A 20,845-nucleotide genomic window follows, 5' to 3' on the forward strand; every position below is an offset into this window, starting at 1 on the left:
GGGAGCCCGATGTCGTCAGTTGCCGACCGGCTGGCCGTCGGTACGACGCACCACGATGGTCGAGGAGCGCGGCTGCTGCCCCGCCACCGGCCAGTTGCCGGTCGGATGCTGGATGTTGATGAAGAAGTTCTTGAGGTCCGGCGTATAGGCGATGCCGGTGATCTCGCAACCTGCCGGGCCGACCAGGAAGCGCTTCGACTGCTTGCTGGTCTGATCGATATAATACATCGAATTATTGCCGAAGGCGCCGGTCATGTTGGTGGCAGCGCCGTTCAGCGTGCCGGCATTGCCGGTCAGATTATGGTCGGTCTGGACCCACAGGCGGCCCTGGGGATCGATTCGGATGCCATCGGGGCTGGAGAAATAGTCGCCGCTGATATTGCCCTTGAGATTATCCTCCGCGAGCGCGGGATTGCCCGCCAGCAGGAAGATTTCCCAGGTGAAGGCGGTCGCCAGCGGCGAGTCGCCATTTTCCCGGAACTTGAGGATATGGCCATGCAGGTTGGTCACGCGCGGATCGGCAGCGTCGGTGACGCGGCGACCGCTATTGTTGGTCAGCGTGACGAAGATCGCCTGCTTGTTCGGCGCAACCGTGATCCATTCCGGACGGTCCATGATGGTGCCGCCAGCGACGCGGGCGGCCGACTGGGTGTTGACCAGCACATCGGCCTGGTTGGTGAAATTGACCGTCGTCGGGGTCGGCGGCGTGGTCGACTGGCTGACATTGCCCGGATCCTGGGCACCCGCGACCAGACCATTCTGCCCCTGGACCAGCGGACGCCATTCGCCCGTGCCGTCGGCATTGAAGCGCGCGACATAGAGGGTGCCATAATCGAGCAGATCGGTGTTGGCGGCACGGTTGCTGCTGCTGAAGGCACGGTCCGGCACGAACTTGTAGACGCATCCCGGCGTCGAATCGTCACCCATGTAGAAGGCGACGCGGTTGTTGTCGTCGGTCATGTGGGCGACATTTTCATGGCTGAAACGGCCGAGCGCGGTGCGCTTGGTCGCGGGGGCCAGTTCCTGGAACGGGTCAATCTCGACCACCCAGCCATAGCTGGTGTTGGGCTGGGTCGGATCGAGATAGTTGTTCGTCGTTTCCTCGCAGGTGAGGTAGGTGCCCCAGGGGGTGCGGCCCGACGAGCAGTTGTTGAGCATGCCACGGATCGTGCCGGGCAGGACGCCCGCAGCAGGGCCACCGACGCGATAGTCGGTGTTGCCGCTGTAGCGCTTGTTATATTTCGAGCCGGCCTTGACCGCGAACTTGCCGTCCGTGCCCTTGGTCACTTCGACCACGGCGATGCCGACGGCCGAGAGCGCGATCGCCTTCTGATCGGCGGTGGCGGTCGACGCGTTGTAGCTGCCGCTGGAGAAGAGGATATTATAGTCGGGCAGTTCGAAGTTGATCGCAAGCAGGCCGCCGCTGTTGGCGTCGGTGCCGGTCAGTTCGAAATATTCCATGCCGTCATGATTGCCGCCGGCCCAGGCCGCTGTCTGGCTGACGCTGGTCGGGAAGGTGCCATTGGCAAAGGCGGTGCCGGCTTCGACCAGATCGCCGGCCTTCAGCAGCACATCGACGGTATAGCCCGACGGCACGGTCACGGTGTCGTTGGTGTTGATCGCGACCGAGGTGAAGTTGATGCCATAGCTGGGCGTCGGAGTCGGCGTGGGGGTGGGCGTCGGCGTCGGCGTCGGCGCCGGCGTGCTGTCGTCGTCGTCATCGTCGCAGGCGGCGAGCGCGCCCAGCATCGGCAGCACGGACAGGCCCAGCAGGCCGTTCTTCAGGACGGAGCGGCGGCCCGGATTGGCCGCGACGATGGCTTCCAGGCTATCTTCGCCCGAAACAATCTTGGGCTGCGCATCGCGGAAGGCCGCGCGCGCCTCGTCGGTCAGATGAGACATGATAAAATACCCCTGTGCATCCGAGCGTCGGCATGACCGCCGCGCCCTTGGCGCGCATGACGTGACAGAGGAGGATGACGCGCAAACTGCGCTATGATGTCAGAGCAGCGACCGAATGATGACGCATAAGTGACGCTGTTGCCGGCGGGTTACAGCAGTGCATTCACCTGTTCGACGAACCGCAGGACCGAAATCGGCTTGGACACATAGGCGTCGGCGCCGGCCGCGCGGATGCGGTCCTCGTCGCCCTTCCCGGCATAGGCGGTGACCGCCATGATCGGCACGGGCGACAGGCTGTCATCGCCCTTGAGCGACACGATCAGGTCATAGCCGCTGACATGGGGCAGATGGATGTCGGTGATGACCAGGTCCGGCGCGAATTCGCGCGCCTGCGCCAGCACGTCGCGGCCGTCGCGCAGCGGCAGCACGTCATGCCCGTGCGCGCGCAGCAGGTCGCAAAAAAGTTTCAGATTGAGTTCGTTGTCCTCGACAACGAGCACGCGCTTTGCCACGAGTCACCCGCGTTCCAGAGAAGCCCCTTGGTGCGCGCCTATAGCCGCCCATTCCGCGAGAGCCAATCATGCGACCCGAGACCCAGAATGGCAAGCCGGATAGCGCCGCCGATGCCGAAATTTTGGCATTGATGGCAATGGGATGGACGCTGAGCGATGGTCGCCGGGCCGATCGGCTGCTGGCGCTGACCGGACTGGATGCCGATGCGCTGCGCGCCGGGGTCGGCAATCGCGCGATCCTGAGCGCCGTGCTGGCCTTCCTGGCCGACCATGAACCCGATCTGGTTGCCTGTGCCGAGGCGATCGACAGCAGCCCGGCGGCCCTGATCGCCGCGAAGGAGAATCTGAGCCGATGAGCCGTCCGCTGATCATCACCGACTGCGACGAGGTATTGCTGCACATGGTCGTGCCGTTCCGCCACTGGCTGGACGAGACGCATGACGTGCATTTCGACATGCGCGAACAGGGTTTTGCCGAGGCACTGCGCCACAAGGACAGCGGCATACCGCTAGAACGCGAACTGGTGTGGGAATTGCTGATCGCCTTTTTCGATACCGAAATGGCGCGTCAGACCCCGATCAGCGGCGCGGTCGAGGCGCTGCACCGGCTGGCACAGATCGCCGATATCGAAGTGCTGACCAATATCGGCGAGCGCCACCACCAGCTGCGCATCGAACAGCTGGCGAGCCATGGCCTGCACCTCCCGGTCCACTGGAACCATGGCGGCAAGGGGCGCAAGCTGGCCAATATCCTGGCCGAGCGCCAGCCGAGCTGCGCCCTGTTCATCGACGATCTGGGCGAGCATCATGCGTCGGTCGCGCGTCATGCGCCCGATGTGTGGCGGCTGCACATGGTCGGCGAGCCCGAGATCGCCGGCGACATTCCGGTCGCGGAGAAGGCCCATGCCCGGATCGACGATTGGGCCAGCGCCGAAAAATGGATCATCGCCCGCCTGGCCGAAGGGCCGGCACCCGCACTTTCAACGCCCCTGAATGGAGCCATTGCATGAGCATCGACGCCCGCCTTGCCGAACTCGGCATCACCCTGCCCGCCGCCGCCGCGCCGGTCGCCGCCTATGTGCCGGCGGTCGAGGTCAATGGCCTGCTGCATATTTCCGGCCAGATCGCACTGAAGGACGGACAGCTGATGACCGGCCGCCTGGGCGAAGACCGCGACCTCGACTATGGCGTCGAAGCCGCGCGCGCCTGTGGCCTGAACCTCATCGCCCAGATGAAGGCAGCGCTGGGCGGCGACCTCGACCGGGTCGAGCGGATCGTCAAGCTGGGCGCCTTCATCGCCAGCGCGCCCGGCTTCACCGACCAGCCCAAGGTCGCCAATGGCGCGTCGGAACTGATGGTCGCGGTGTTCGGCGAAGCCGGCAAGCATGCCCGCAGCGCCGTCGGCGTGCCGGTGCTGCCGCTGGGCGCGGCCGTCGAGATCGACGCGATCGTGCAGGTTCGCCCCGCTGCATAAGCGGCCCGACTGGCTGACCGCCCGCCCCTTCGCCCATCGCGGGCTGCATCGGGCGGGCATCAGCGAAAATGGCATGGCGGCGTTCGATGCCGCCATCGCCAAGGGGCTGGGCATCGAATGCGATGTCCGGCTGAGCCGTGATGGCCAGCCCTTCGTCTTTCATGACGCCAGCCTGATGCGAATGACCGGGCAGCTAGGTGCCGTGGCGGATCGCGATGCGGCAGAACTGGACGCGCTGCGCCTGCCCGATGGCGGCGCGATCCCGCGCCTTACCGCACTGCTCGATGCCTGTATCACGACGCCGCTGCTGATCGAGATAAAGGTCGAGGGACGCGATGTCGCGCCGACCTGCTCTGCGGTGGCAAGGACGCTCGACGGCCGCGATCAGCCGGTGGCGGTGATGTCGTTCAACCCGCTGGCGATGCGCTGGTTTGCACGGCATCGGCCGGACTTGGTGCGCGGGCTGGTGAGCAGCAGCCAGAACAAGGGGCGGCTGCGCGCGCTTTTCGACCGCACCCTTGCACTTTGGCTGGCCAATCCCGATTTTCTGGCCTGTGATATCCGTGACTTGCCCTTCCGCTTCGCCGATGCCGCTCGCTGCCGGGGGCTGCCGGTGTTGAGCTGGACGGTGCGCAGCGACGCGCAGCGAGCCATCGCCGCCGTCCATGTCGACCAGATCATCTTCGAGGAGATGGCATGAGCGAATTTGTCGCGCGCATCGCCGGTGGCGTCGCCGACCTGCCCAAGGCGCAATGGGATGCCTGTGCCGGCAGCGCCAATCCCTTCGTCAGCTGGGATTTCCTGACCGCCCTGGAGCGGTCTGGAAGCGTCGGGCCGGGCACCGGATGGCAACCCTTGCCGATCGTCATCGACGGGCCGGACGGGATGATCGCGGCCGCTGCGCCGCTCTATGCCAAGACCCACAGCCAAGGCGAATATGTGTTCGACCATGGCTGGGCCGATGCCTGGGAACGGGCGGGCGGCCAATATTATCCGAAAATACAGATCGCGGCGCCCTTCTCGCCCGTGCCCGGCCCCCGATTGCTGCTGCACGATTCGACGCTGGGGCCGGCGCTGATCGCGGGAATCGAGACGTTGGTCGAGCGCAACGCCCTGTCATCGGCGCATGCGACCTTCGTCGATCCCGACCAGATCGCGCTGTTCGAGGCGGCGGGCTGGCTGATTCGCGAGGACAGCCAATTTCACTGGCACAATAGGGGCTATGCCGGGTTCGAGGATTTCCTGACCGAGTTGTCGAGCGAGAAGCGCAAGAATATCCGCAAGGAAAGGCGGCGCGCGGTCGAAGGGCTGGAGGTCGTCCACTTGACCGGACGCGACCTGACCGAAGCGCATTGGGACATATTCTGGGATTTCTATCAGGATACCGGCGCGCGCAAATGGGGCAGGCCCTATCTGACCCGGTCCTTCTTCTCGATCCTGGGCGAGACGATGGCGGACAAGATATTGCTGATGCTGGCGCTGCGCGAGGGCCAGGCGATTGCCGGGGCGCTGAACCTGATCGGCGAAGATACGCTCTATGGCCGCTATTGGGGATGCCGCGAGGACGTGCCCAACCTGCATTTCGAGCTATGCTATTATCAGGCGATCGATGCGGCGATCGCGCGCGGGCTCGACCGGGTCGAGGCGGGCGCGCAGGGCGGCCACAAGCTGGCGCGCGGCTATGCGCCGCAGCCCACCTATTCGGCGCATCATATTCCCAATGCGAGCTTTCGCCGGGCGGTGGCGGGTTTCCTCGACGCCGAACGGGAGGAAGTGCAGCGCGATCGTCTGTGGCTCAATGAAAGAACGCCCTTCCGCAAGGAAGGCTGATCAGGCGGCGCGGACTTCGGTCGCGACGATCCAGGCGCGGGCCTGGCGCTGAGCCTCGGCAATCTCGCGCGCGGTCATTTCCTCGGCGATCTCGGCGCGCATGCTCTGGCCGGCTTCGCTGCCGCCACGGGCCGCAAGGTTGAACCATTTATGCGCCTCGACCAGGTCGATCGGCATGCCCCCGGTGCCGCAGCTATAGGCGACGCCCAGTTCGAAACAGGCCTCTGCCGAGCCGTGGGCCGCACCGGCCAGACGACTATCCATCAAAAACTGCGCACTTTTGAGACTATTTGCCATGATCTTCCCCTGTATCCCTAACCCAATGTTCCAACCTTTGGTTTGCGAGTGGGGGCAGAATGCCCGGCAGGCCGTAAAAAATGGTTAACGACAAAATCGGCATATTTGCGCAGTTTGCCCGAAGCTGCTGGATGCGGCAGGGTTAATGCCCGGTGGGCGATGACAGGTGGGCGATGAGGGGCGGAAATAAGCGCGTTGGGGCTGGCGCCGCCGGGCGATTGTCCGCATAGGCCAGTGATGGCCGAAAATTCCCCCATGGGCGCGCAGCCTGCCGCAAAGGATATTCATTTCCGCGAGTTCGTGCTGCTGTGTGCGTGCCTGATGGCGATGAATGCGCTGTCGATCGATCCGATGCTGCCGGCCCTGCCCGATATCGGCCGCGACCTGCATATCGCCAACCCCAATGACCGGCAGTTGATCATCAGCTTCTACTTCATGGGGCTGGGCGTGGGATCGCTGCTGTTCGGCGTGCTGTCCGACCAGTTCGGGCGCAAGAAGGTGCTGGGCGGGGCGATGATATTGTTCATCCTGTCCTCGATCGCCTGTGCCGGGGCGCACAGCTTCACCATGTTGCTGATCGCGCGGACCAGCGCCGGCTTCTTTGCCGGGGCGAGCCGCGTCATCACCGTCGGCATCATCCGCGACCGGTTCAAGGGCGACGCGATGGCGCGGGTCATGTCGCTGATCTTCGCGGTGTTCATGTTGATCCCGGTGATGGCACCCAGTTTCGGCCAGGCGATATTGTGGATCGCGCCGTGGCGCTGGATCTTCTGGGTGCTGGCGATCCTGGCGACCGCGATCCTAGGCTGGATGGCGATCCGCCTGCCCGAGACGCTGCATCCCGACAATCGCATCCGCATCAACCCGCGCACCATCCTCCAGACGGTCGGCACGATCTTCCGCACGCGCAGCTCGATCGGTTACATGCTGGCGAGCGGCGTGGTGATGAGCGGCCTCATTGGCTTCATCCTGTCGGTGCAGCAGATCTTCTTCGACGTGTTCCATGCGCAGAAGATCTTCCCGCTCGCCTTTGCGACGATCGCCGGCAGCATGGGGATCGGCAGCCTGGTCAACAGCCGGCTGGTCTCGCGCTTCGGCGCGCGACGGCTGAGCCAGAGCGCGCTGATCGCCTTCATCCTGATCGCGGCGGTGCATCTGGCGGTGATCCTGGCCGGGCAGGAAACGATCGTCACCTTCATGGTCCTGCAGGCGATGACGATGATGACGGTGGCGTTCACCGCGTCCAATTTCAGCGCAATCTCGATGGAGCCCTTCTCCAAGGGGGCGGGCGTCGCCTCCTCCTTCCAGGCGTTCCTGACGACCGCGGTGTCGAGCGCGCTGGGCAGCCTGGTCGGCCGCGCCTTCGACGGGACCACCCTGCCCTTCACGCTGGGGCTGCTGGTGTTCGGATCGGGATCGCTGCTGATCGTCTTCTGGGCGGAGCGCGGCAAGCTGTTCACCCGGCCGCACCTCAACGCGCTGCGCGAGGAATATGAGGCGATGCACTGACTTTCTGGTTGGAAAGTCCGCACCGGCCCACAGCCCCACCCGGCCGCCCACGGAGTGTATCCTGATTGGGAGGCCGGGCGCACCGATACGATGCGCCCGGCCGGTTCCTCAGAAGCGCGTGCTGAGGCCCAGATTGATCGAGCGGCCCATGCCCGGCACCGGGCGCAGCGTGCCGGTCGCGCCATAATCGCCCAGTGACATGCCGCCGAGCGGCAGGTCATAGCCGGCGTCGAAGAGATTCTTCGCCTCGACCGTCAGCTTCAGCCCCTTGGCCCAAAGCGGCAGCGTATAGCCGGCGCGCAAGTCGACCAGCGCATAGCCGCGCGTGCGCGGTTCGTTGCGGGTGGCGTCGACGCGATTCTTGTCGGCGACAAATTCGACATCGGCGCCCAGTTCCAGAGCATCGATGCGGTGGGCGAGGCCCATCTTCAGGTCGAGCGGCATCTGGCGGTAGAGCGAGCCGCCATCCGACAGATTCCGGCCATGGACATAAGCAGCGCTGGCGGTGAAGCTGGTTTCGACATGGGCGCTGCGCTGGAGCGGCACGCTGGCGCTGACATCGACGCCGTAAAATTGGGCATCCTGATTGGCGAATTGCAGCTGCACGAAGCCGCTGGGCATGCCCATCATGTCGGTCAGATCCTGGAGATGGACCGCGTCGATATAGTCGTTCACGCGGGTATAATAGGGCGAGATCTTCAGCGTCGCCCCGCCCTTCGCGGTCAGACGCAGCGCGGCGCTGACGGTGTCGGCCTGTTCCGACTTGAGGTCGAGATTGCCGACATAGCCATTGCCGTCGCCATACCAGCCGATCATCTGGCTGGCCATCGCACCCCGGCCCCAGGCATAGCGTTCGTAGAGATTGGGCGCGCGGCTCTTGTGCGCATAGCCCAGTTCAAAGGCGAGCAGGTCGGACGCCTGCCAGCTCGCCAGCGCGGTCGCGCTCCAGTTGTTGTCGGTGCGGCGATGGCTCCGCGCATTGAAGGCTTCGGCCGCCATGGCGTCGGCCATGTTCATCATGCCGGTGCCATAGGGCTGGACGTCACCCGTATTCATCCGCACCCGATCGAAGCGCGCGCCGATCGAGGTGGAAAGCCGATCGGTCCAGTGCGATTCCCATTCGCCGAACAGGCCCAGCCGGTCGCGCCGGCCATTGTTGATGTTGATATAGGGATTGGGGCCCATCATCATCGATCCGGCGACCGGCGGCCACCAGTCGTCCATACCCTGATGCTGATAGTCTCCCCCCACGCGCAGCGTGTCGTGCGGGCCGACCGGAAGGCTCAGCTTCACCGCCGAAGTGAAGCTGTGGATCTGCGTGTTCATCGGCATGGAGCCGGGCTGCTTGTCGGCGAGGAAGTCCATCCGATGGGCGGTGTCGCGATAGCCGACGCTGGCATCGACATCGCCCCAGGCGAAGGTGCCGCGATAGCGGCCGTTGAGGAACCAGGACTTGTTCGAGGTCATGTCCATATATTGGTTCGGAAAGCCCTCATAAGGCGAAAAATGATAGCCGCCCTTCAGCTCGAACAGGCCAAGGCGGGTCTGGGCGGCGAGCGCCAGCTGATGGTCGGTCTTGGCATATTCGGTCGAACGCACCACGCCCCGGTCGCCGCCGCCGTCATAATTGTCGGACTGGGTGTAGGAGCCGCTATAGGTGGCGCTGATCCGCTTGCCCGCGACCGTCAGCGTGACGCCGCCGCCAAAGGCGTCGCCATTGCTGCGATAGAAGCTGGAGGCCTCCCCCGTGACCAGGGTGCCGCCATCGACGGCGAAGCGCGGCATCGCGCTTTCGACGGCGATGATGCCGGCGATATTGTCACCGCCCATGCTGACCGGCGAGACACCCGGCACGACCGCGATGCTGCCGACTGTCTGCGGATCGGTATAGGAAAGCGGCGTGTTCATGTCGTTGGGACAGGCGATGTCGACCGGGATACCGTCAAGCGTGATGCGAATCCGCTGTTCGGTCAGGCCACGCAGCGCCGGCATGGAGGAAAAGCCGCCGCCGCCATTGGCCGCGACGCCGGGCAGGCTGGCGAGGATGGCTGCGGTGTCGCTGCTCGACAGGGCCCGGCGGCGCAATGTGCCGCTGCCAAGCCGGGCGCCGTTGAGCGGCGCGCTGCCGATATCGAGCGCCGCCCCGTCGAAGCGGGTCTGAAGCGGCGGGGCCGCGTCATCGGCGGTGGCAGGATCGGCCGGCAGGCTGTCCTGCGCGGCGACATGGGTGGGGAGCAATGCCAGCGATGCGGCGATTGCGACGAGAGATGTCTTCATCGGAAACCTGGTTTGCGCGCGCCTGCCTTCGCGGCAGGGGCGCTTGATCTGAAAGAAAGGCCGCGCGGCTGCACGGCGATGGTCAGATCAGGCGGGTGGTCCGCGCAAAGGGGGGCGCAAATGACCCGCGCGCACGAGCGCCGGCGGCCGCACCGGCGCGAAGCCGAGCAGCAGCGCGAAGGCGATCGCAAGCGCCAGGATCAACGGATCGGCGCCGTCAAGCGAGGCCATGGAAAGCGCGCCGTAGGGACATGTGCGCTTGGCCGCATCGGCCGGCTGATGATCGGGATCGGCCTGCAACGGCACGATCACCTGCGAGGCGGTGCTGCCGATCGCGGCGTCATGGCAGAACTGGATCACCAAACGGCGCTGCTGCTGCGCCAGCATGAAGCCGCCGGGCAGCAAGGCCTTCATGCACAGCGCCAGCAGGACAAGCGCCAGCGCTTGCCCCCGATGCTGCTGAAGATAGGCGCGCAGGCTCCCCATGGGGACGGCCTAGCCCGGCCCCCGCCGCCTGTCACCAAGACAAAAGGTCGCAGGGGTCGAGCCGGCAGCGGCACCCAAGAAAAAAGGGGCGGTTTCCCGCCCCTTCCTTCCATCGATCGTCAGGCCGATCAGGCGTCCTGGCCGCCCGGCGTGTGCGCGCCCGGCAGCGGCGGCACCGGCTGGGGCGGGATGCCCGCGCCAGCCTCCGCCACATCGACCACGCCCCGGCCGACATGGCTACGGCTGCGGCTATAGGCGAAGTAGACGATCAGGCCGAGCGTCGCCCAGCCGACGAACATCAGCTTGGTTTCGACGCCCAGGCTCCAGAAGAGATAGGCGCAGCCGGCAATGGCGATCGGCGCGGTGATATAGATGGCCGGGGTGCGGAACGGACGCTTGCGGTCCGCATCGGTCTTGCGCAAGCGCATCACCGCGATCGACACGGCGGCGAAGGCGAACAGCGTGCCCGAGTTGGAGATGTCCGCCAGAATGCCGACCGGGAAGAAGGCGGCGAACAGCGCCACGAAGATGCCGGTCAGGATGGTGATGACGTGCGGCGTCTTGTAGGTCGGATGCACCTTCGAGAAGAGTTCCGGCAGCAGGCCGTCGCGGCTCATGACGAAGAAGATGCGGGTCTGGCCGAACATCATCATCAGGATGACCGAAGGCAGGGCCAGGCCGGCGGCGAGGCCGAGCAGGTTGCCGATCTGGGGCCAGCCGATTTCACGCAGGGTCCAGGCCAGCGCTTCCTTCGAGCAGGTGACGGCTTCGGTGCCGGCAGCGGCCAGGGCGGCGCACTGCTGCGACAGGGCAGTCGAACCGGGGGCGAGGACTTCGCCGGCCGGGCCATAGACCGGCTGTGCGCCGACGGTGCCGATCACGCCGGCGGCCACCAGCATGTAGAAGATGGTGCAGATGGCGAGCGAGCCAATGAGGCCGATCGGCATGTTGCGCTGCGGATTCTTGGTTTCCTCCGCTGCGGTCGAAACCGCGTCGAAGCCGACATAGGCGAAGAAGATCGAGGCGGCGGCGGCCGACACGCCCGAGAAGCCGAGCGGCATGAACGGGGTGAAGCCCTTCATGTTCATGACCGGCACCGACAGGACGATGAACAGGGTCAGCGCCGACACCTTGATCGCGACCAGCACCGCGTTGACGGTGGCGCTTTCCTTGGTGCCGATGACCAGCAGCCAGGTGACGAGCGACGCGATCAGCATCGCCGGCAGGTTGACCATGCCGCCATCGAACGGCCCGCGCGTCAGCAGGTCGGGTATGTCGAGATGGAATGTATGTTCGATCAGGCCAACGACGTAGCCGGACCAGCCCACCGACACGGCGCCGGCGGCAACCGCATATTCGAGGATCAGCGCCCAGCCGACCATCCAGGCGATCAGTTCGCCCATCACCGCATAGCTGTAGGTATAGGCCGAACCCGAGACCGGGACCATGGCCGCCATTTCGGCATAGCAGAGCGCGGCGACCGCGCAGACGAAGCCGGCAATGACGAAGGAGAGCATCATGCCCGGCCCCGCCTTTTGCGCGGCTTCGGCCGTCAGCACGAAAATGCCGGTGCCGATGACGGCGCCGATGCCCAGCATGGTGAGTTGGAATGCGCCCAGTGAGCGATGCAGTGATTTTTTCTCTGCCGTCGCCAATATGGCGTCGAGAGGCTTAACGCGCCCGAAAATCATCAATGAAACCCTTTATTGGAGTCTTCTGCCCGGGCGACGCGCAAGCCGCCCCCCCTTTTCTGTGGGACGGGAGACTATCGCCTAATCCGCCATGCGCAAGTATGTTGCGCTTCTGAGACATGCTTCTTCACTGAACGCGCGAAGGAAATTTTATGATCGAGTTGCTGCGGGCGCCCGCGCTGGGCGATGTCCCGCATGGCTTTGCCGGACGACAGGGGGGCGTATCGACCGGGGTGTGCGCCGGTTTGAATGTCGGGCTGGGATCTGAGGACGACCGGCTGGCGATCCTGCGCAACCGCGATCTGGCGCGTGACGCGCTGCTCCCCGGCGCGACGCTGGTGACGGTGCGGCAGGTCCATTCGCCCGATGTGGTGACCGTGACCGCGCCGATCGCCGAGGATGAACGGCCCGAGGCGGATGCGATGGTGACCCGCACGCCGGGGCTGATCCTGGGCATATTGACCGCCGACTGCGTGCCGGTGCTGTTCGCCGACCGGGAAGCTGGGGTGATCGGCGCGGCCCATGCCGGCTGGAAGGGCGCGATCAGCGGCGTCACCGACCGGACGATCTCGGCGATGGAGATGCTGGGCGCGACGCGCGCGGGCATCGCCTGCGCCATCGGCCCCTGCATCGGGCGTGCTTCCTACGAGGTGACTTTGGACTTTGCCGAGCGGTTCGAGCGGGACGACGCCGACAATGCGCGATTCTTCAGCGCCGGACGGGCCCGCCACTGCCAGTTCGACATCGCCGCCTATGTCGCGTCGCGGCTGCAGGCGGCGGGGATCGGGCGGATCAGCCTGCTGGACGAGGACACCTATAGCCAGGCCGATCGCTTCTTCAGCTATCGCCGGTCCTGCCATGCGCAGGAAAGCGATTATGGCCGGCAGATATCGATGATCGCCCTACCCGGCTGAGGGGCTTCAAAAGCCGGGCAGAGTAGCGCATGAGAGGGGCTGACATGACCAGTTCTTCCCAGACCCTGCCGGACGTCGGCGATGGCAGCCGCCTTTATCAGCAACTGGCCCGGCGGTTGCTCGCGGACCTGGCGGGTGGCCGCTATGCCGTGGGCGACCGGCTGCCGCCCGAGCGCGAACTGGCGATCGAGCATGATGTCAGCCGCCCGACCGTGCGCGAGGCGATCATCGCGCTGGAGGTGCAGGGACTGGTCGAGGTGCGGGTCGGATCGGGCGCCTATGTGGTGCGGATTCCCGGCGCCGATCGCCAGGCGACCGAGACGCCACGGTTCAGCATCACCGCCTTCGAACTGATGGAGGCGCGACTGGCGATCGAGGGCGAGGCGGCGGCGCTGGCGGCGCTCCATGCCCGGCCGGACGAACTGGACGAACTGGACCGGCTGGTCGCGCAGATCGCCAGCGAGAATCTGCGCGATGGCGATGCCTATGCGGTCGACCAGCAATTTCACATGCTGATCGCGCAGGCGACGCGCAACGCAGCGCTGGTCGACAGTGTCGCGCGGCTGTGGGAAATGCGGGCGAGCGCGCCGGAATCGCGGCTGCTGCTCGCCAAGGCCCGTGCCGCCAAGGTGACGCCGGTTGTCGAGGAGCATCGCGTCATCGCCCAGGCGATCCGGGCGCACGATCCGGCGGCGGCGCGGGCGGCGATGCGCGGCCATCTGGCGGCGGTGATCGACCATCTGCTGTTCGCGACCGAAGAGGCAGCGGTCGAGGAAGCGCGCAAGGCGGCGCAATCGACCCGCGCCCGCTTCGCCCCCGGCGCGGACTGATCCCGACAGGGCAAAATTGACAGCGATGATGACAGCACCGGGGCGATGCCCGCGGGCGATGGCCTGCGCCTGCTTGACCGGCTGAGCGACAAAAACTAAACACCTGTTCAGTCAAAGGGGCATCGCGGCAAGCGGGCAGGACGGGAGAGAGCGGATGCGGGGGACGCGCGGGCTGTTTCTGGTGCGGACGGTGGCGGGACTGGCGCTGGCGGCGTCGGCCGCCGGGCTGGTGGCGCAGCAGGTGGTGCAGACCGGCACGGGGGCCGACTGGCCCGGTGTCGGCGGCAGCGCCGACGAGAGCGGCTATAGCCAGCTGAGCGCGATCAACACCGCCAATATCCGCAAGCTGGGCCTGGCCTGGTCACTCGATCTGGAGGGCGAGGTATCGCTGGAGGCGACCCCGCTGGCGGTGAACGGCATCCTCTATTTCAGCGGCAGCTATGGCGCGGTCTATGCCGTCGACGGGGCGAGCGGCAGGCTGATCTGGAAATATGATCCGGAAATCTGGAAGGTCAGTCCGACCCGGCAGGCGATGGGCATGGGCGTCAATCGCGGTGTCGCTTACGACAATGGCCGCGTCTTCATCGGCGTGCTGGACGGCCGGCTGATTGCGCTGGATGCCAGGACCGGCGCGGTCGCCTGGAGCGTCAACACGCTGCCGCCCGGCACGATGCACAGCCTGACCGGCGCGCCGCGCACCTTCAACGGCAAGGTCATCATCGGCAATGGCGGCGCGGATATCGGCCAGCGCGGCTTCGTCACCGCCTATGACCAGAAGACCGGGGCGCAGGTCTGGCGTTTCTGGACGGTGCCGGGCAGCCCGGAGCAGAATGCCGGCGACCCGGTGATGGAAATGGCAGCCAAGAGCTGGAACGGTTCCTACTGGAAGACCGGCACCGGCGGCACGGTGTGGAACGGCATGACCTTCGACCCGGATCTCAACCGCATCTATCTGGGCGTCGGCAATGCCGGCCCCTATGATCCGGAAAAGCGCAGTCCGGGCGGCGGCGACAATCTGTTCGTCGCCTCGATCGTCGCGCTGGACGCCGATAGCGGTAAATATCTCTGGCATTATCAGCAGAACCCCCGCGAAAGCTGGGATTACAAGGCGACCGCCAACATGATCGCCGCGACCGTCACGATCGACGGGAAGCCGCGACGGGTGCTGATGCAGCAGCCGACCAACGGCTTCTTCTATGTGCTGGACCGCGAGACCGGAAAACTCATCTCGACCGAGAAGGTCGGCAAGGTGAACTGGGCCAGCCATATCGACATGGCCACGGGACGCCCGGTGGAGACCGCCAACGCCCATTATCAGGACGGGCCGGTCGACATCTATCCCAGCACATTGGGCAGCCATAACTGGCAGGCGATGAGCTACAGCCCGCAGACGGGTCTGGCTTATATCCCCTATATGCAGGCCGGCGCCCGCTACGCGAAGGCGGACAAGGGGTTCCTGGCCAGCATCACCGGGGCCAGCGCCAGCTTCATCACGCAAAAGCGCGACAAGGATGACCTGACCGGTGCGTTGCTGGCGTGGGATCCGGTGGCGCAGAAGGCGCGCTGGCGCATGGCGCGGCCCCATCTGTGGAATGGCGGGACGCTGGCGACGGCAGGCGGGCTGGTGTTCCAGGGGACCGCCGACGGCTATGTCCGCGCGCATGACGCGGCGAGCGGCAAGGAAATGTGGCGCTTCGATGCGGGACTGGGGATTATCGGCGCCCCGATGAGCTATGCCATCGGCGACACCCAATATGTGTCGCTGCTGGTCGGCTGGGGCGGCACCACCGCGGCGGCGAGCGAGATATTGAATGTCGGCTGGAAATATGGCGCCCAGCCCCGCCGCCTGCTGAGCTTCGCGATCGGCGGCAAGGCGCGGCTGGCGCCATCGCCACCGCGCGACATGGCGGTCCATGCGCTCGACGATCCCAGCATCGTGCTGGACGAAAAGGCGGTGGCAGCCGGCAAGGAGATGGGTTTCATCTGCGGCGCCTGTCACGGCATGGCGTTCAAGGGCGCCGGCGCGCCGGGACCGGACCTGCGCGAATCCGCCCTGTCGCTGTCGGAGGAGAATTTCTACCAGGTGGTGCAGGAAGGCGCGCTGGCCGAACGGGGCATGCCGCGCTTCCCGCTGGGCAAGGCGCAGATCCACAATATCTGGTCCTACCTGCGCGCCACCGCGCGCGAGGCGCTGGGCACGCGCAAGCCCGATACCGACACAGCGACGGCGGCGCGCTTCTGATGCGGATGACCGGCGAGGAGCGGATCGCCGCGACGCGCGACGCGGTATGGCAGGCGCTCAATGATCCGGCGGTGCTGCGCCAGTGCATTCCCGGCTGCCAGTCGCTGGAACGCGACGGCGAGGACCGGTTGCGGGCCGAGATCGCGGTGAAGATCGGGCCGATCGGCGCGCGCTTTGCCGGCACCGTCACCCTGTCGGAGATCGACGCCCCCAATGGCTATCGCATCAGCGGCGAGGGACAGGGCGGCACGGTGGGCCATGCCAGGGGCGGCGCGAAGGTGACGCTGGCCGACGATGGCCGGGCCACGCGCCTGTCCTATGCGGTCGAGGCCGAGGTCGGCGGCCGGCTGGCGCAGCTGGGTGGACCGATCATCGACGCGACGGCAAAGCAGCTGGCGGGGCAATTTTTTCGCAACTTCAACGCGGTGGTCAGCGGCGGCACCGTGCCGGCGGAGGATGGACCGGTCGCGGCAGTGGCGGCGCCGGTGCAGGCTCCGCCATCGGCGGGCGGCCATCCCTGGGGCTGGATCATCGCGCTTTTGCTGGCGCTGGCGACCGGGGTGCTGCTGGAGCGCAGCGGCGTGGCGGGCACCGGCATGGTGGCGATCGGCCTGTTGCTGGCGGTGACGGCGCTGGCCGGGTTCGAGGCCGGGCGCAGGGGGCGGCGATGAAGCCCGCGCCGTTCGACTATGTTCGCGCCACCAGCATCGACCATGGCTGCGCCCTGCTGGCCGAGGCCGGGGGCGGCGCGCAATTGCTGGCGGGCGGGCAGACGCTGATGCCGTTGCTGGCGCTGCGCATGAGCCAGCCCTTCATCCTGATCGACATCGGCCATCTGCCCGAATTGCAGGGCATCGCCCCCCATGCCGGTGGCCTGCGGATCGGCGCGGCGACGCGGCAGGCCGACGCGCTGGCCAATCCCCTGCTGGCACAGGCCTTGCCGGTCTTCGTCACGGCGCTGGCCCATGTCGGCCATCACCAGACCCGCAATCGCGGGACAATCGGCGGGTCGATCGCGCTGGGTGAACCGGCAGCGGAAATGCCCGCGACGGCGGTGGCGCTGGGGGCGTCCATGACGCTGTGGTCGGTGCGCGGCGCGCGGACCATGGCCGCCGCCGACCTCTATCTTGGCCCCTATGCGACCGCGATCGCGCCGGACGAGATGCTGGTGGCGATCGATTATCCCGCCTGGCCGGCGGATGCGGTGCCGCTGTTCCGCGAAGTGGCGCGGCGGCCCGGCGATTTCGCGCTGGTCGGGCTGGTCGGCGCGCTGGCGATCGCGGAAGGCCGGATCGAACGGGCGGGCATCGCCTGGTTCGGCATGGGGCCGACGCCGATGCGCGCGCGGCAGACGGAGCAGGCGCTGGTCGGCCAGGCGATCGACCGGATCGATGTGCAGGCCATTGCCGATCTGGCGATCGCCGACAGCGCGCCGATTGACGACGGCCATGCCAGCGCCGCCTATCGACGCAGCGTCGGCCGGCGCATCTTTGCCAGCAGCCTGGCGCAGGCGCTCGACCGGAGGCTGGCGGCATGAGCGAGCATCGCATTTCGATGACGGTGAACGGCCAGCAGCATCGCGGGCTGGTGGACGGGCGGCTGATGCTGAGCGACTGGCTGCGCGAGGCGGCGGGCTATACCGGCGTGCATGTCGGCTGCGAACAGGGGGTGTGCGGCGCCTGCACGGTGATCGTAGACGGGCGCGCAGTGCGATCCTGCCTGATGCTGGCGGTGCAGGCCGATGGATGCAGCCTGACCACGGTGGAGGGGCTGGCGGCGGCCGACGGCACGCTCCATCCGGTGCAGCAGGCGCTCAAGGACTGCCACGGCCTGCAGTGCGGTTTCTGCACGCCCGGCATCGTCATGACCCTGGCCGCGCTCCGTGCGAATGACTCTCGCCCCGACGAAGCCGCGATGACCGAGGCCATGTCCGGTCATCTCTGCCGCTGCACCGGCTATCAGGGGATACGCCGCGCGATCCGGCAACTGGCGGCGGAGGATGGCACGCCATGAATGCGCCGCCGATTTCCGCGCAGCGCTTCATCGGCCAGCGCGTGCCGCGCAAGGAGGATGGCCGGCTGCTGACCGGGCGCGGCAGCTTCGTCGACGACATCATCCTGCCCGGCATGCTGCACGCCGCCTTCGTCCGCAGCCCGATCGCGCGCGGCACGATCCGGTCGATCGACACCGATGTCGCGCGTGCCCAGCCCGGCGTTCATGCGGTGCTGACCCAGGCGGATCTGGCGCCGTTCGGCGTCACCATGCTGAGTTTCTTCCTTGGCCCGGTGGAGGTGGCGATGACGCCGCTGGCCGACGGACGGGTCGCCTATGTCGGCCATCCGGTCGCGCTGGTGATCGCCGACGACCGCTATCTGGCCGAGGATGCCGCCAGCCTGGTGGTGGTCGATTATGCCGAGGAAGCGGCGGTCGTCACGCTGGACGATGCGCGCCTTGGCCCCAAGGTGCATCCCGACACCGACGACAATGTCGCCGCGCTGATGGGCGAGGAGGACGCCGATGCCGCGCTGGAGGCGCTGCTGGCGGGCGCGCCGCATCTGGTCAGCCAGTCGATCCGCCATCAGCGCATCGCCCAGTCGCCGATGGAGACGCGCGGCGTGGTGGCGAGCCTGCAGGGCGAGAGCGAATTGCTGGTTCATATCACCTGCGCCGGGCCGCAACTGGTGGTGCGCTGGCTGACCTTGGCGCTCGACCGGCCGGGGCTGAGCGTGCGGGTGATTGCCAAGGATGTCGGCGGCTCCTTCGGCCTCAAGAATCATCCCTGGATGGAGGAGGTGTCCGCCATCCTTGCCGCCATGCTGCTGCGCCGGCCGGTCAAGTGGATCGAGGACCGGATCGAGAATCTGACCGCCGCCAACCAGGCGCGCGAGCAGGAAATGACATTGCGCGCCGCCTTCGACGCGGACGGGCGGCTGATCGCCAGCCATGCCGATTATGCGCTTAACAATGGCGCCTATCCGATGGGGGCGGACGCCAATATCGCGGTCCATATGTTCCTGTGGTCGGCCTATAATATGCCCGCCTACAGCTTCGTGTCCCGCGGCTGGTACAGCAACACGCCGGGGCTGGCCGCCTATCGCGGGCCCTGGGCGATCGAGACGCTGGCGCGCGAGACCTTGCTCGACCGGGCAGCGCGGCAGATCGGCATCGATCCGGTGGAGCTACGCCGGCGCAATCTCTGCACCGCCGCCGACCAACCGTCGGTCACGCCGCTCGGCATCCCGCGCGAGGACATCACGCCGGCGCAATGTCTGGAAAAGCTGCTGGCGGTAGTGGACGTGCCCGCCTTCCGCGCGGAACAGGCGGCGGCGCGGGCACAGGGGCGCTATCTGGGCCTGGGCCTCGCCGCCTATATCGAGCCGACCGGTGCGGCCGGCAGCATCGCGGTGATGACCGGCGAACTGGCGCAGCTGCGGATCGAGCCGACCGGACGGGTGGTCGCGGTGATGAGCGTCCATTCGCAGGGGCATGGCACCCAGACGACGATGGCACAGTGCATCGCCGAGCAGTTGGGCGTGCCAATCGAGGACGTCACCATCTTTGACGGCGACAGTTCGCGCGGCGGCTTCGGCCCCGGCGCGGGCGGCAGTCGTCAGGGGGTGATCGGCGGCGGTGCGGCGATCCGGGCCGGCCGCCTGCTCGCCGACAAGGTGAAGGTGGTGGCCGCCCATCTGCTCAACGCCAGTCCGGAGGCGGTCAGCCTGTCCGACGGGATGGTCCATGTCGCCGGTGCGCCGGAGATGCGGCGGACGCTGCGCGAGATTGCCGAGATCGCCTATGGCGAACCGGGGCGATTGCCGCCGGGCATGGAGACCGGGCTGGAAGCGCAATATCGCTATGATCCGCCGCCCATGACCTTCACCAGCGCGGCCCATGCCTGCATCGTCGAGGTCGATGCCGACACCGGCTTCGTGACGATCCGGCGCTGGGTCAGCAGCGAGGATTGCGGGGTGATGATCAACCCCGCCGTCGTCGAGGGGCAGATTGCCGGCGGCCTGGCCCAGGCGATCGGCAGCGTGCTGCTGGAGGATGCCGCGCGCGATGCGCAGGGCAATCCGACGGCGGCGACCTTCAAGGATTATGCGCTGCCGACGATCTTCGACGTGCCCGATTTCGAATATGTCCATGCCGATACGCCGTCACAGGCCGAAGGCGGTTTTCGCGGCGTTGGCGAGGGCGGCTGCATCATCGGCCCACCCACCCTGGTCAATGCAATCGCCGATGCGCTGGCGCCGTTCGGCGAGGTTCCGGTCGACCTGCCGCTGACGCCGGACAAGCTGATGACCGTGATCGAAGGGCAGCCCTGGCCCGAACGTCCGGTCAGCCGCTTCCATCCCGACCATCGGGCACCGGAGGTCGATGCCCCTGCCCCGGCGGCGCCCCCTGCCCCGACGGTCGCGCCTGCCGCCCCGGTCGGGATCGACGGCGCGTGGAAGCTGGTGCTGGCGACGCCGATGGGGCCGCAGCCGATGGTGGCGCATTTCCAGGTTTCGGGCGACCGGGTGACGGGGCGGCTGGAGGCCGATCAGGGATCGCAGGCGTTTGCCGGCACACTGAGCGGCGATCAGGTCCGCTGGGAGATGAGGGTGACAAAGCCGATGGCGATCACGCTTAAATATGAGCTGGTCTTTGCCGGCGATGTGGTGAGCGGCAAGTGCAGGATGGGGATATTCGGCACCGCCAAGGTGCGGGGCGAGCGGGTGCGATGATTTCCGGGCTTAAAAAAGCCGCCTTGGGGATATCCGAGGCGGCGTGTCTGCGTTGTGATTTGGTTGCGGGAGTAGGATTTGAACCTACGACCTTCAGGTTATGAGCCTGACGAGCTACCGGGCTGCTCCATCCCGCGACACTGGGCTTTTGTGTG

19 protein-coding genes and 1 tRNA gene are annotated in these 20,845 nt (G+C 66.7%); 13 read left to right on the forward strand and 7 right to left on the reverse strand.

The features are described from left to right. Positions 1-15 precede the first annotated feature (15 nt). Together JQK15_RS12965 and JQK15_RS12970 are read right to left on the reverse strand one after the other, a co-directional pair. Complete coding sequence (locus JQK15_RS12965; protein WP_214865954.1) at positions 16-1,902, reverse strand: PhoX family protein; 1,887 nt, start codon at positions 1,900-1,902, stop codon at positions 16-18. Positions 1,903-2,051: 149 nt separating this feature from the next. After that, entirely contained in the window at positions 2,052-2,414 is a 363-nt protein-coding gene (locus JQK15_RS12970; protein WP_214865956.1) for a response regulator, read from the reverse strand. Positions 2,415-2,482: 68 nt separating this feature from the next. Between JQK15_RS12970 and JQK15_RS12975 the strand changes: the two genes are divergently transcribed. From JQK15_RS12975 to JQK15_RS12995, 5 genes are read left to right on the forward strand one after another with little or no spacing between them, the layout of a single operon-like run. Next, complete coding sequence (locus JQK15_RS12975; RefSeq protein ID WP_125989179.1) at positions 2,483-2,770, forward strand: DUF3572 domain-containing protein; 288 nt, start codon at positions 2,483-2,485, stop codon at positions 2,768-2,770. After that, entirely contained in the window at positions 2,767-3,423 is a 657-nt protein-coding gene (locus tag JQK15_RS12980) for an HAD family hydrolase (protein ID WP_214865958.1), read from the forward strand. Before JQK15_RS12975 ends, JQK15_RS12980 begins: the two co-directional genes overlap by 4 nt. Then, complete coding sequence (locus JQK15_RS12985) at positions 3,420-3,887, forward strand: RidA family protein (RefSeq protein ID WP_007715324.1); 468 nt, start codon at positions 3,420-3,422, stop codon at positions 3,885-3,887. The genes JQK15_RS12980 and JQK15_RS12985 overlap by 4 nt, the downstream gene beginning before the upstream one ends. Before the next feature lie 43 nt (positions 3,888-3,930). Next, the gene (locus JQK15_RS12990) at positions 3,931-4,587 is read left to right on the forward strand and encodes a glycerophosphodiester phosphodiesterase family protein (protein ID WP_285236563.1); all 657 of its coding nucleotides are present in this window, start codon (positions 3,931-3,933) and stop codon (positions 4,585-4,587) included. Then, positions 4,584-5,717 (forward strand): GNAT family N-acetyltransferase, encoded by a 1,134-nt coding sequence (locus JQK15_RS12995; RefSeq protein WP_214865960.1) that lies wholly within the window; start codon positions 4,584-4,586, stop codon positions 5,715-5,717. Before JQK15_RS12990 ends, JQK15_RS12995 begins: the two co-directional genes overlap by 4 nt. Here the strand turns inward: JQK15_RS12995 and JQK15_RS13000 are convergent, their stop codons facing one another. Next, complete coding sequence (locus tag JQK15_RS13000; protein ID WP_004208961.1) at positions 5,718-6,014, reverse strand: SEL1-like repeat protein; 297 nt, start codon at positions 6,012-6,014, stop codon at positions 5,718-5,720. A 237-nt stretch (positions 6,015-6,251) separates the two neighbouring features. Here JQK15_RS13000 and JQK15_RS13005 point away from each other — a divergent pair, with 237 nt between their 5' ends. Continuing rightward, a complete protein-coding gene (locus JQK15_RS13005) occupies positions 6,252-7,523 on the forward strand; it encodes a multidrug effflux MFS transporter (protein WP_004208963.1) in 1,272 nt (423 codons plus the stop codon). 108 nt (positions 7,524-7,631) lie between these two features. Here the strand turns inward: JQK15_RS13005 and JQK15_RS13010 are convergent, their stop codons facing one another. The 3 genes from JQK15_RS13010 to JQK15_RS13020 form a co-directional block, all read right to left on the reverse strand. Next, a complete protein-coding gene (locus JQK15_RS13010; protein ID WP_214865962.1) occupies positions 7,632-9,800 on the reverse strand; it encodes a TonB-dependent receptor in 2,169 nt (722 codons plus the stop codon). An 87-nt stretch (positions 9,801-9,887) separates the two neighbouring features. Then, the gene (locus JQK15_RS13015) at positions 9,888-10,286 is read right to left on the reverse strand and encodes a DUF2946 family protein (RefSeq protein WP_214865964.1); all 399 of its coding nucleotides are present in this window, start codon (positions 10,284-10,286) and stop codon (positions 9,888-9,890) included. A gap of 128 nt (positions 10,287-10,414) precedes the next feature. Beyond that, a complete protein-coding gene (locus JQK15_RS13020) occupies positions 10,415-11,977 on the reverse strand; it encodes an amino acid permease (protein ID WP_010338621.1) in 1,563 nt (520 codons plus the stop codon). 152 nt (positions 11,978-12,129) lie between these two features. Here JQK15_RS13020 and pgeF point away from each other — a divergent pair, with 152 nt between their 5' ends. From pgeF to JQK15_RS13055, 7 genes are all read left to right on the forward strand, one after another. Continuing rightward, positions 12,130-12,891, forward strand: coding sequence for a peptidoglycan editing factor PgeF (gene pgeF, locus JQK15_RS13025; protein WP_214865966.1), 762 nt, complete (start codon positions 12,130-12,132; stop codon positions 12,889-12,891). 44 nt (positions 12,892-12,935) lie between these two features. After that, positions 12,936-13,721: a FadR/GntR family transcriptional regulator gene (locus JQK15_RS13030; protein ID WP_214865968.1), complete on the forward strand. Its 786-nt coding sequence runs from the start codon at positions 12,936-12,938 to the stop codon at positions 13,719-13,721. 154 nt (positions 13,722-13,875) lie between these two features. Next, positions 13,876-15,963 carry a PQQ-dependent dehydrogenase, methanol/ethanol family gene (locus JQK15_RS13035; protein WP_214865970.1) on the forward strand — a complete coding sequence of 696 codons (2,088 nt, stop codon included), beginning with the start codon at positions 13,876-13,878 and terminating at the stop codon, positions 15,961-15,963. Further along, entirely contained in the window at positions 15,963-16,634 is a 672-nt protein-coding gene (locus JQK15_RS13040) for an SRPBCC family protein (RefSeq protein ID WP_214865972.1), read from the forward strand. The genes JQK15_RS13035 and JQK15_RS13040 overlap by 1 nt, the downstream gene beginning before the upstream one ends. Further along, positions 16,631-17,500 carry an FAD binding domain-containing protein gene (locus tag JQK15_RS13045; RefSeq protein WP_214865974.1) on the forward strand — a complete coding sequence of 290 codons (870 nt, stop codon included), beginning with the start codon at positions 16,631-16,633 and terminating at the stop codon, positions 17,498-17,500. Before JQK15_RS13040 ends, JQK15_RS13045 begins: the two co-directional genes overlap by 4 nt. Beyond that, positions 17,497-17,976: a (2Fe-2S)-binding protein gene (locus JQK15_RS13050; RefSeq protein ID WP_214865976.1), complete on the forward strand. Its 480-nt coding sequence runs from the start codon at positions 17,497-17,499 to the stop codon at positions 17,974-17,976. The genes JQK15_RS13045 and JQK15_RS13050 overlap by 4 nt, the downstream gene beginning before the upstream one ends. Continuing rightward, positions 17,973-20,690 (forward strand): xanthine dehydrogenase family protein molybdopterin-binding subunit, encoded by a 2,718-nt coding sequence (locus JQK15_RS13055; RefSeq protein ID WP_214865978.1) that lies wholly within the window; start codon positions 17,973-17,975, stop codon positions 20,688-20,690. The genes JQK15_RS13050 and JQK15_RS13055 overlap by 4 nt, the downstream gene beginning before the upstream one ends. A gap of 60 nt (positions 20,691-20,750) precedes the next feature. On the opposite strand, the gene JQK15_RS13060 is transcribed toward JQK15_RS13055, so the two are convergent. Then, positions 20,751-20,827 (reverse strand) — tRNA-Met (locus tag JQK15_RS13060). Positions 20,828-20,845 lie beyond the last annotated feature (18 nt).

The organism is Sphingobium sp. BHU LFT2 (assembly GCF_018604485.1).
Lineage (GTDB): Bacteria > Pseudomonadota > Alphaproteobacteria > Sphingomonadales > Sphingomonadaceae > Sphingobium > Sphingobium yanoikuyae_A.

Bases quoted from the DNA above. Each gene is read 5' to 3' on its own strand.
- JQK15_RS13000 (WP_004208961.1), bottom strand. From the start codon at position 6,014: ATGGCAAATAGTCTCAAAAGTGCGCAGTTTTTGATGGATAGTCGTCTG.
- JQK15_RS13020 (WP_010338621.1), bottom strand. From the start codon at position 11,977: ATGATTTTCGGGCGCGTTAAGCCTCTCGACGCCATATTGGCGACGGCA.
- JQK15_RS12975 (WP_125989179.1), top strand. From the start codon at position 2,483: ATGCGACCCGAGACCCAGAATGGCAAGCCGGATAGCGCCGCCGATGCC.
- JQK15_RS12965 (WP_214865954.1), bottom strand. From the start codon at position 1,902: ATGTCTCATCTGACCGACGAGGCGCGCGCGGCCTTCCGCGATGCGCAG.
- pgeF (WP_214865966.1), top strand. From the start codon at position 12,130: ATGATCGAGTTGCTGCGGGCGCCCGCGCTGGGCGATGTCCCGCATGGC.
- JQK15_RS13030 (WP_214865968.1), top strand. From the start codon at position 12,936: ATGACCAGTTCTTCCCAGACCCTGCCGGACGTCGGCGATGGCAGCCGC.
- JQK15_RS13005 (WP_004208963.1), top strand. From the start codon at position 6,252: ATGGCCGAAAATTCCCCCATGGGCGCGCAGCCTGCCGCAAAGGATATT.
- JQK15_RS13015 (WP_214865964.1), bottom strand. From the start codon at position 10,286: ATGGGGAGCCTGCGCGCCTATCTTCAGCAGCATCGGGGGCAAGCGCTG.
- JQK15_RS13045 (WP_214865974.1), top strand. From the start codon at position 16,631: ATGAAGCCCGCGCCGTTCGACTATGTTCGCGCCACCAGCATCGACCAT.
- JQK15_RS13035 (WP_214865970.1), top strand. From the start codon at position 13,876: ATGCGGGGGACGCGCGGGCTGTTTCTGGTGCGGACGGTGGCGGGACTG.
- JQK15_RS12980 (WP_214865958.1), top strand. From the start codon at position 2,767: ATGAGCCGTCCGCTGATCATCACCGACTGCGACGAGGTATTGCTGCAC.
- JQK15_RS13055 (WP_214865978.1), top strand. From the start codon at position 17,973: ATGAATGCGCCGCCGATTTCCGCGCAGCGCTTCATCGGCCAGCGCGTG.
- JQK15_RS13050 (WP_214865976.1), top strand. From the start codon at position 17,497: ATGAGCGAGCATCGCATTTCGATGACGGTGAACGGCCAGCAGCATCGC.
- JQK15_RS12985 (WP_007715324.1), top strand. From the start codon at position 3,420: ATGAGCATCGACGCCCGCCTTGCCGAACTCGGCATCACCCTGCCCGCC.
- JQK15_RS12995 (WP_214865960.1), top strand. From the start codon at position 4,584: ATGAGCGAATTTGTCGCGCGCATCGCCGGTGGCGTCGCCGACCTGCCC.
- JQK15_RS13010 (WP_214865962.1), bottom strand. From the start codon at position 9,800: ATGAAGACATCTCTCGTCGCAATCGCCGCATCGCTGGCATTGCTCCCC.
- JQK15_RS13040 (WP_214865972.1), top strand. From the start codon at position 15,963: ATGCGGATGACCGGCGAGGAGCGGATCGCCGCGACGCGCGACGCGGTA.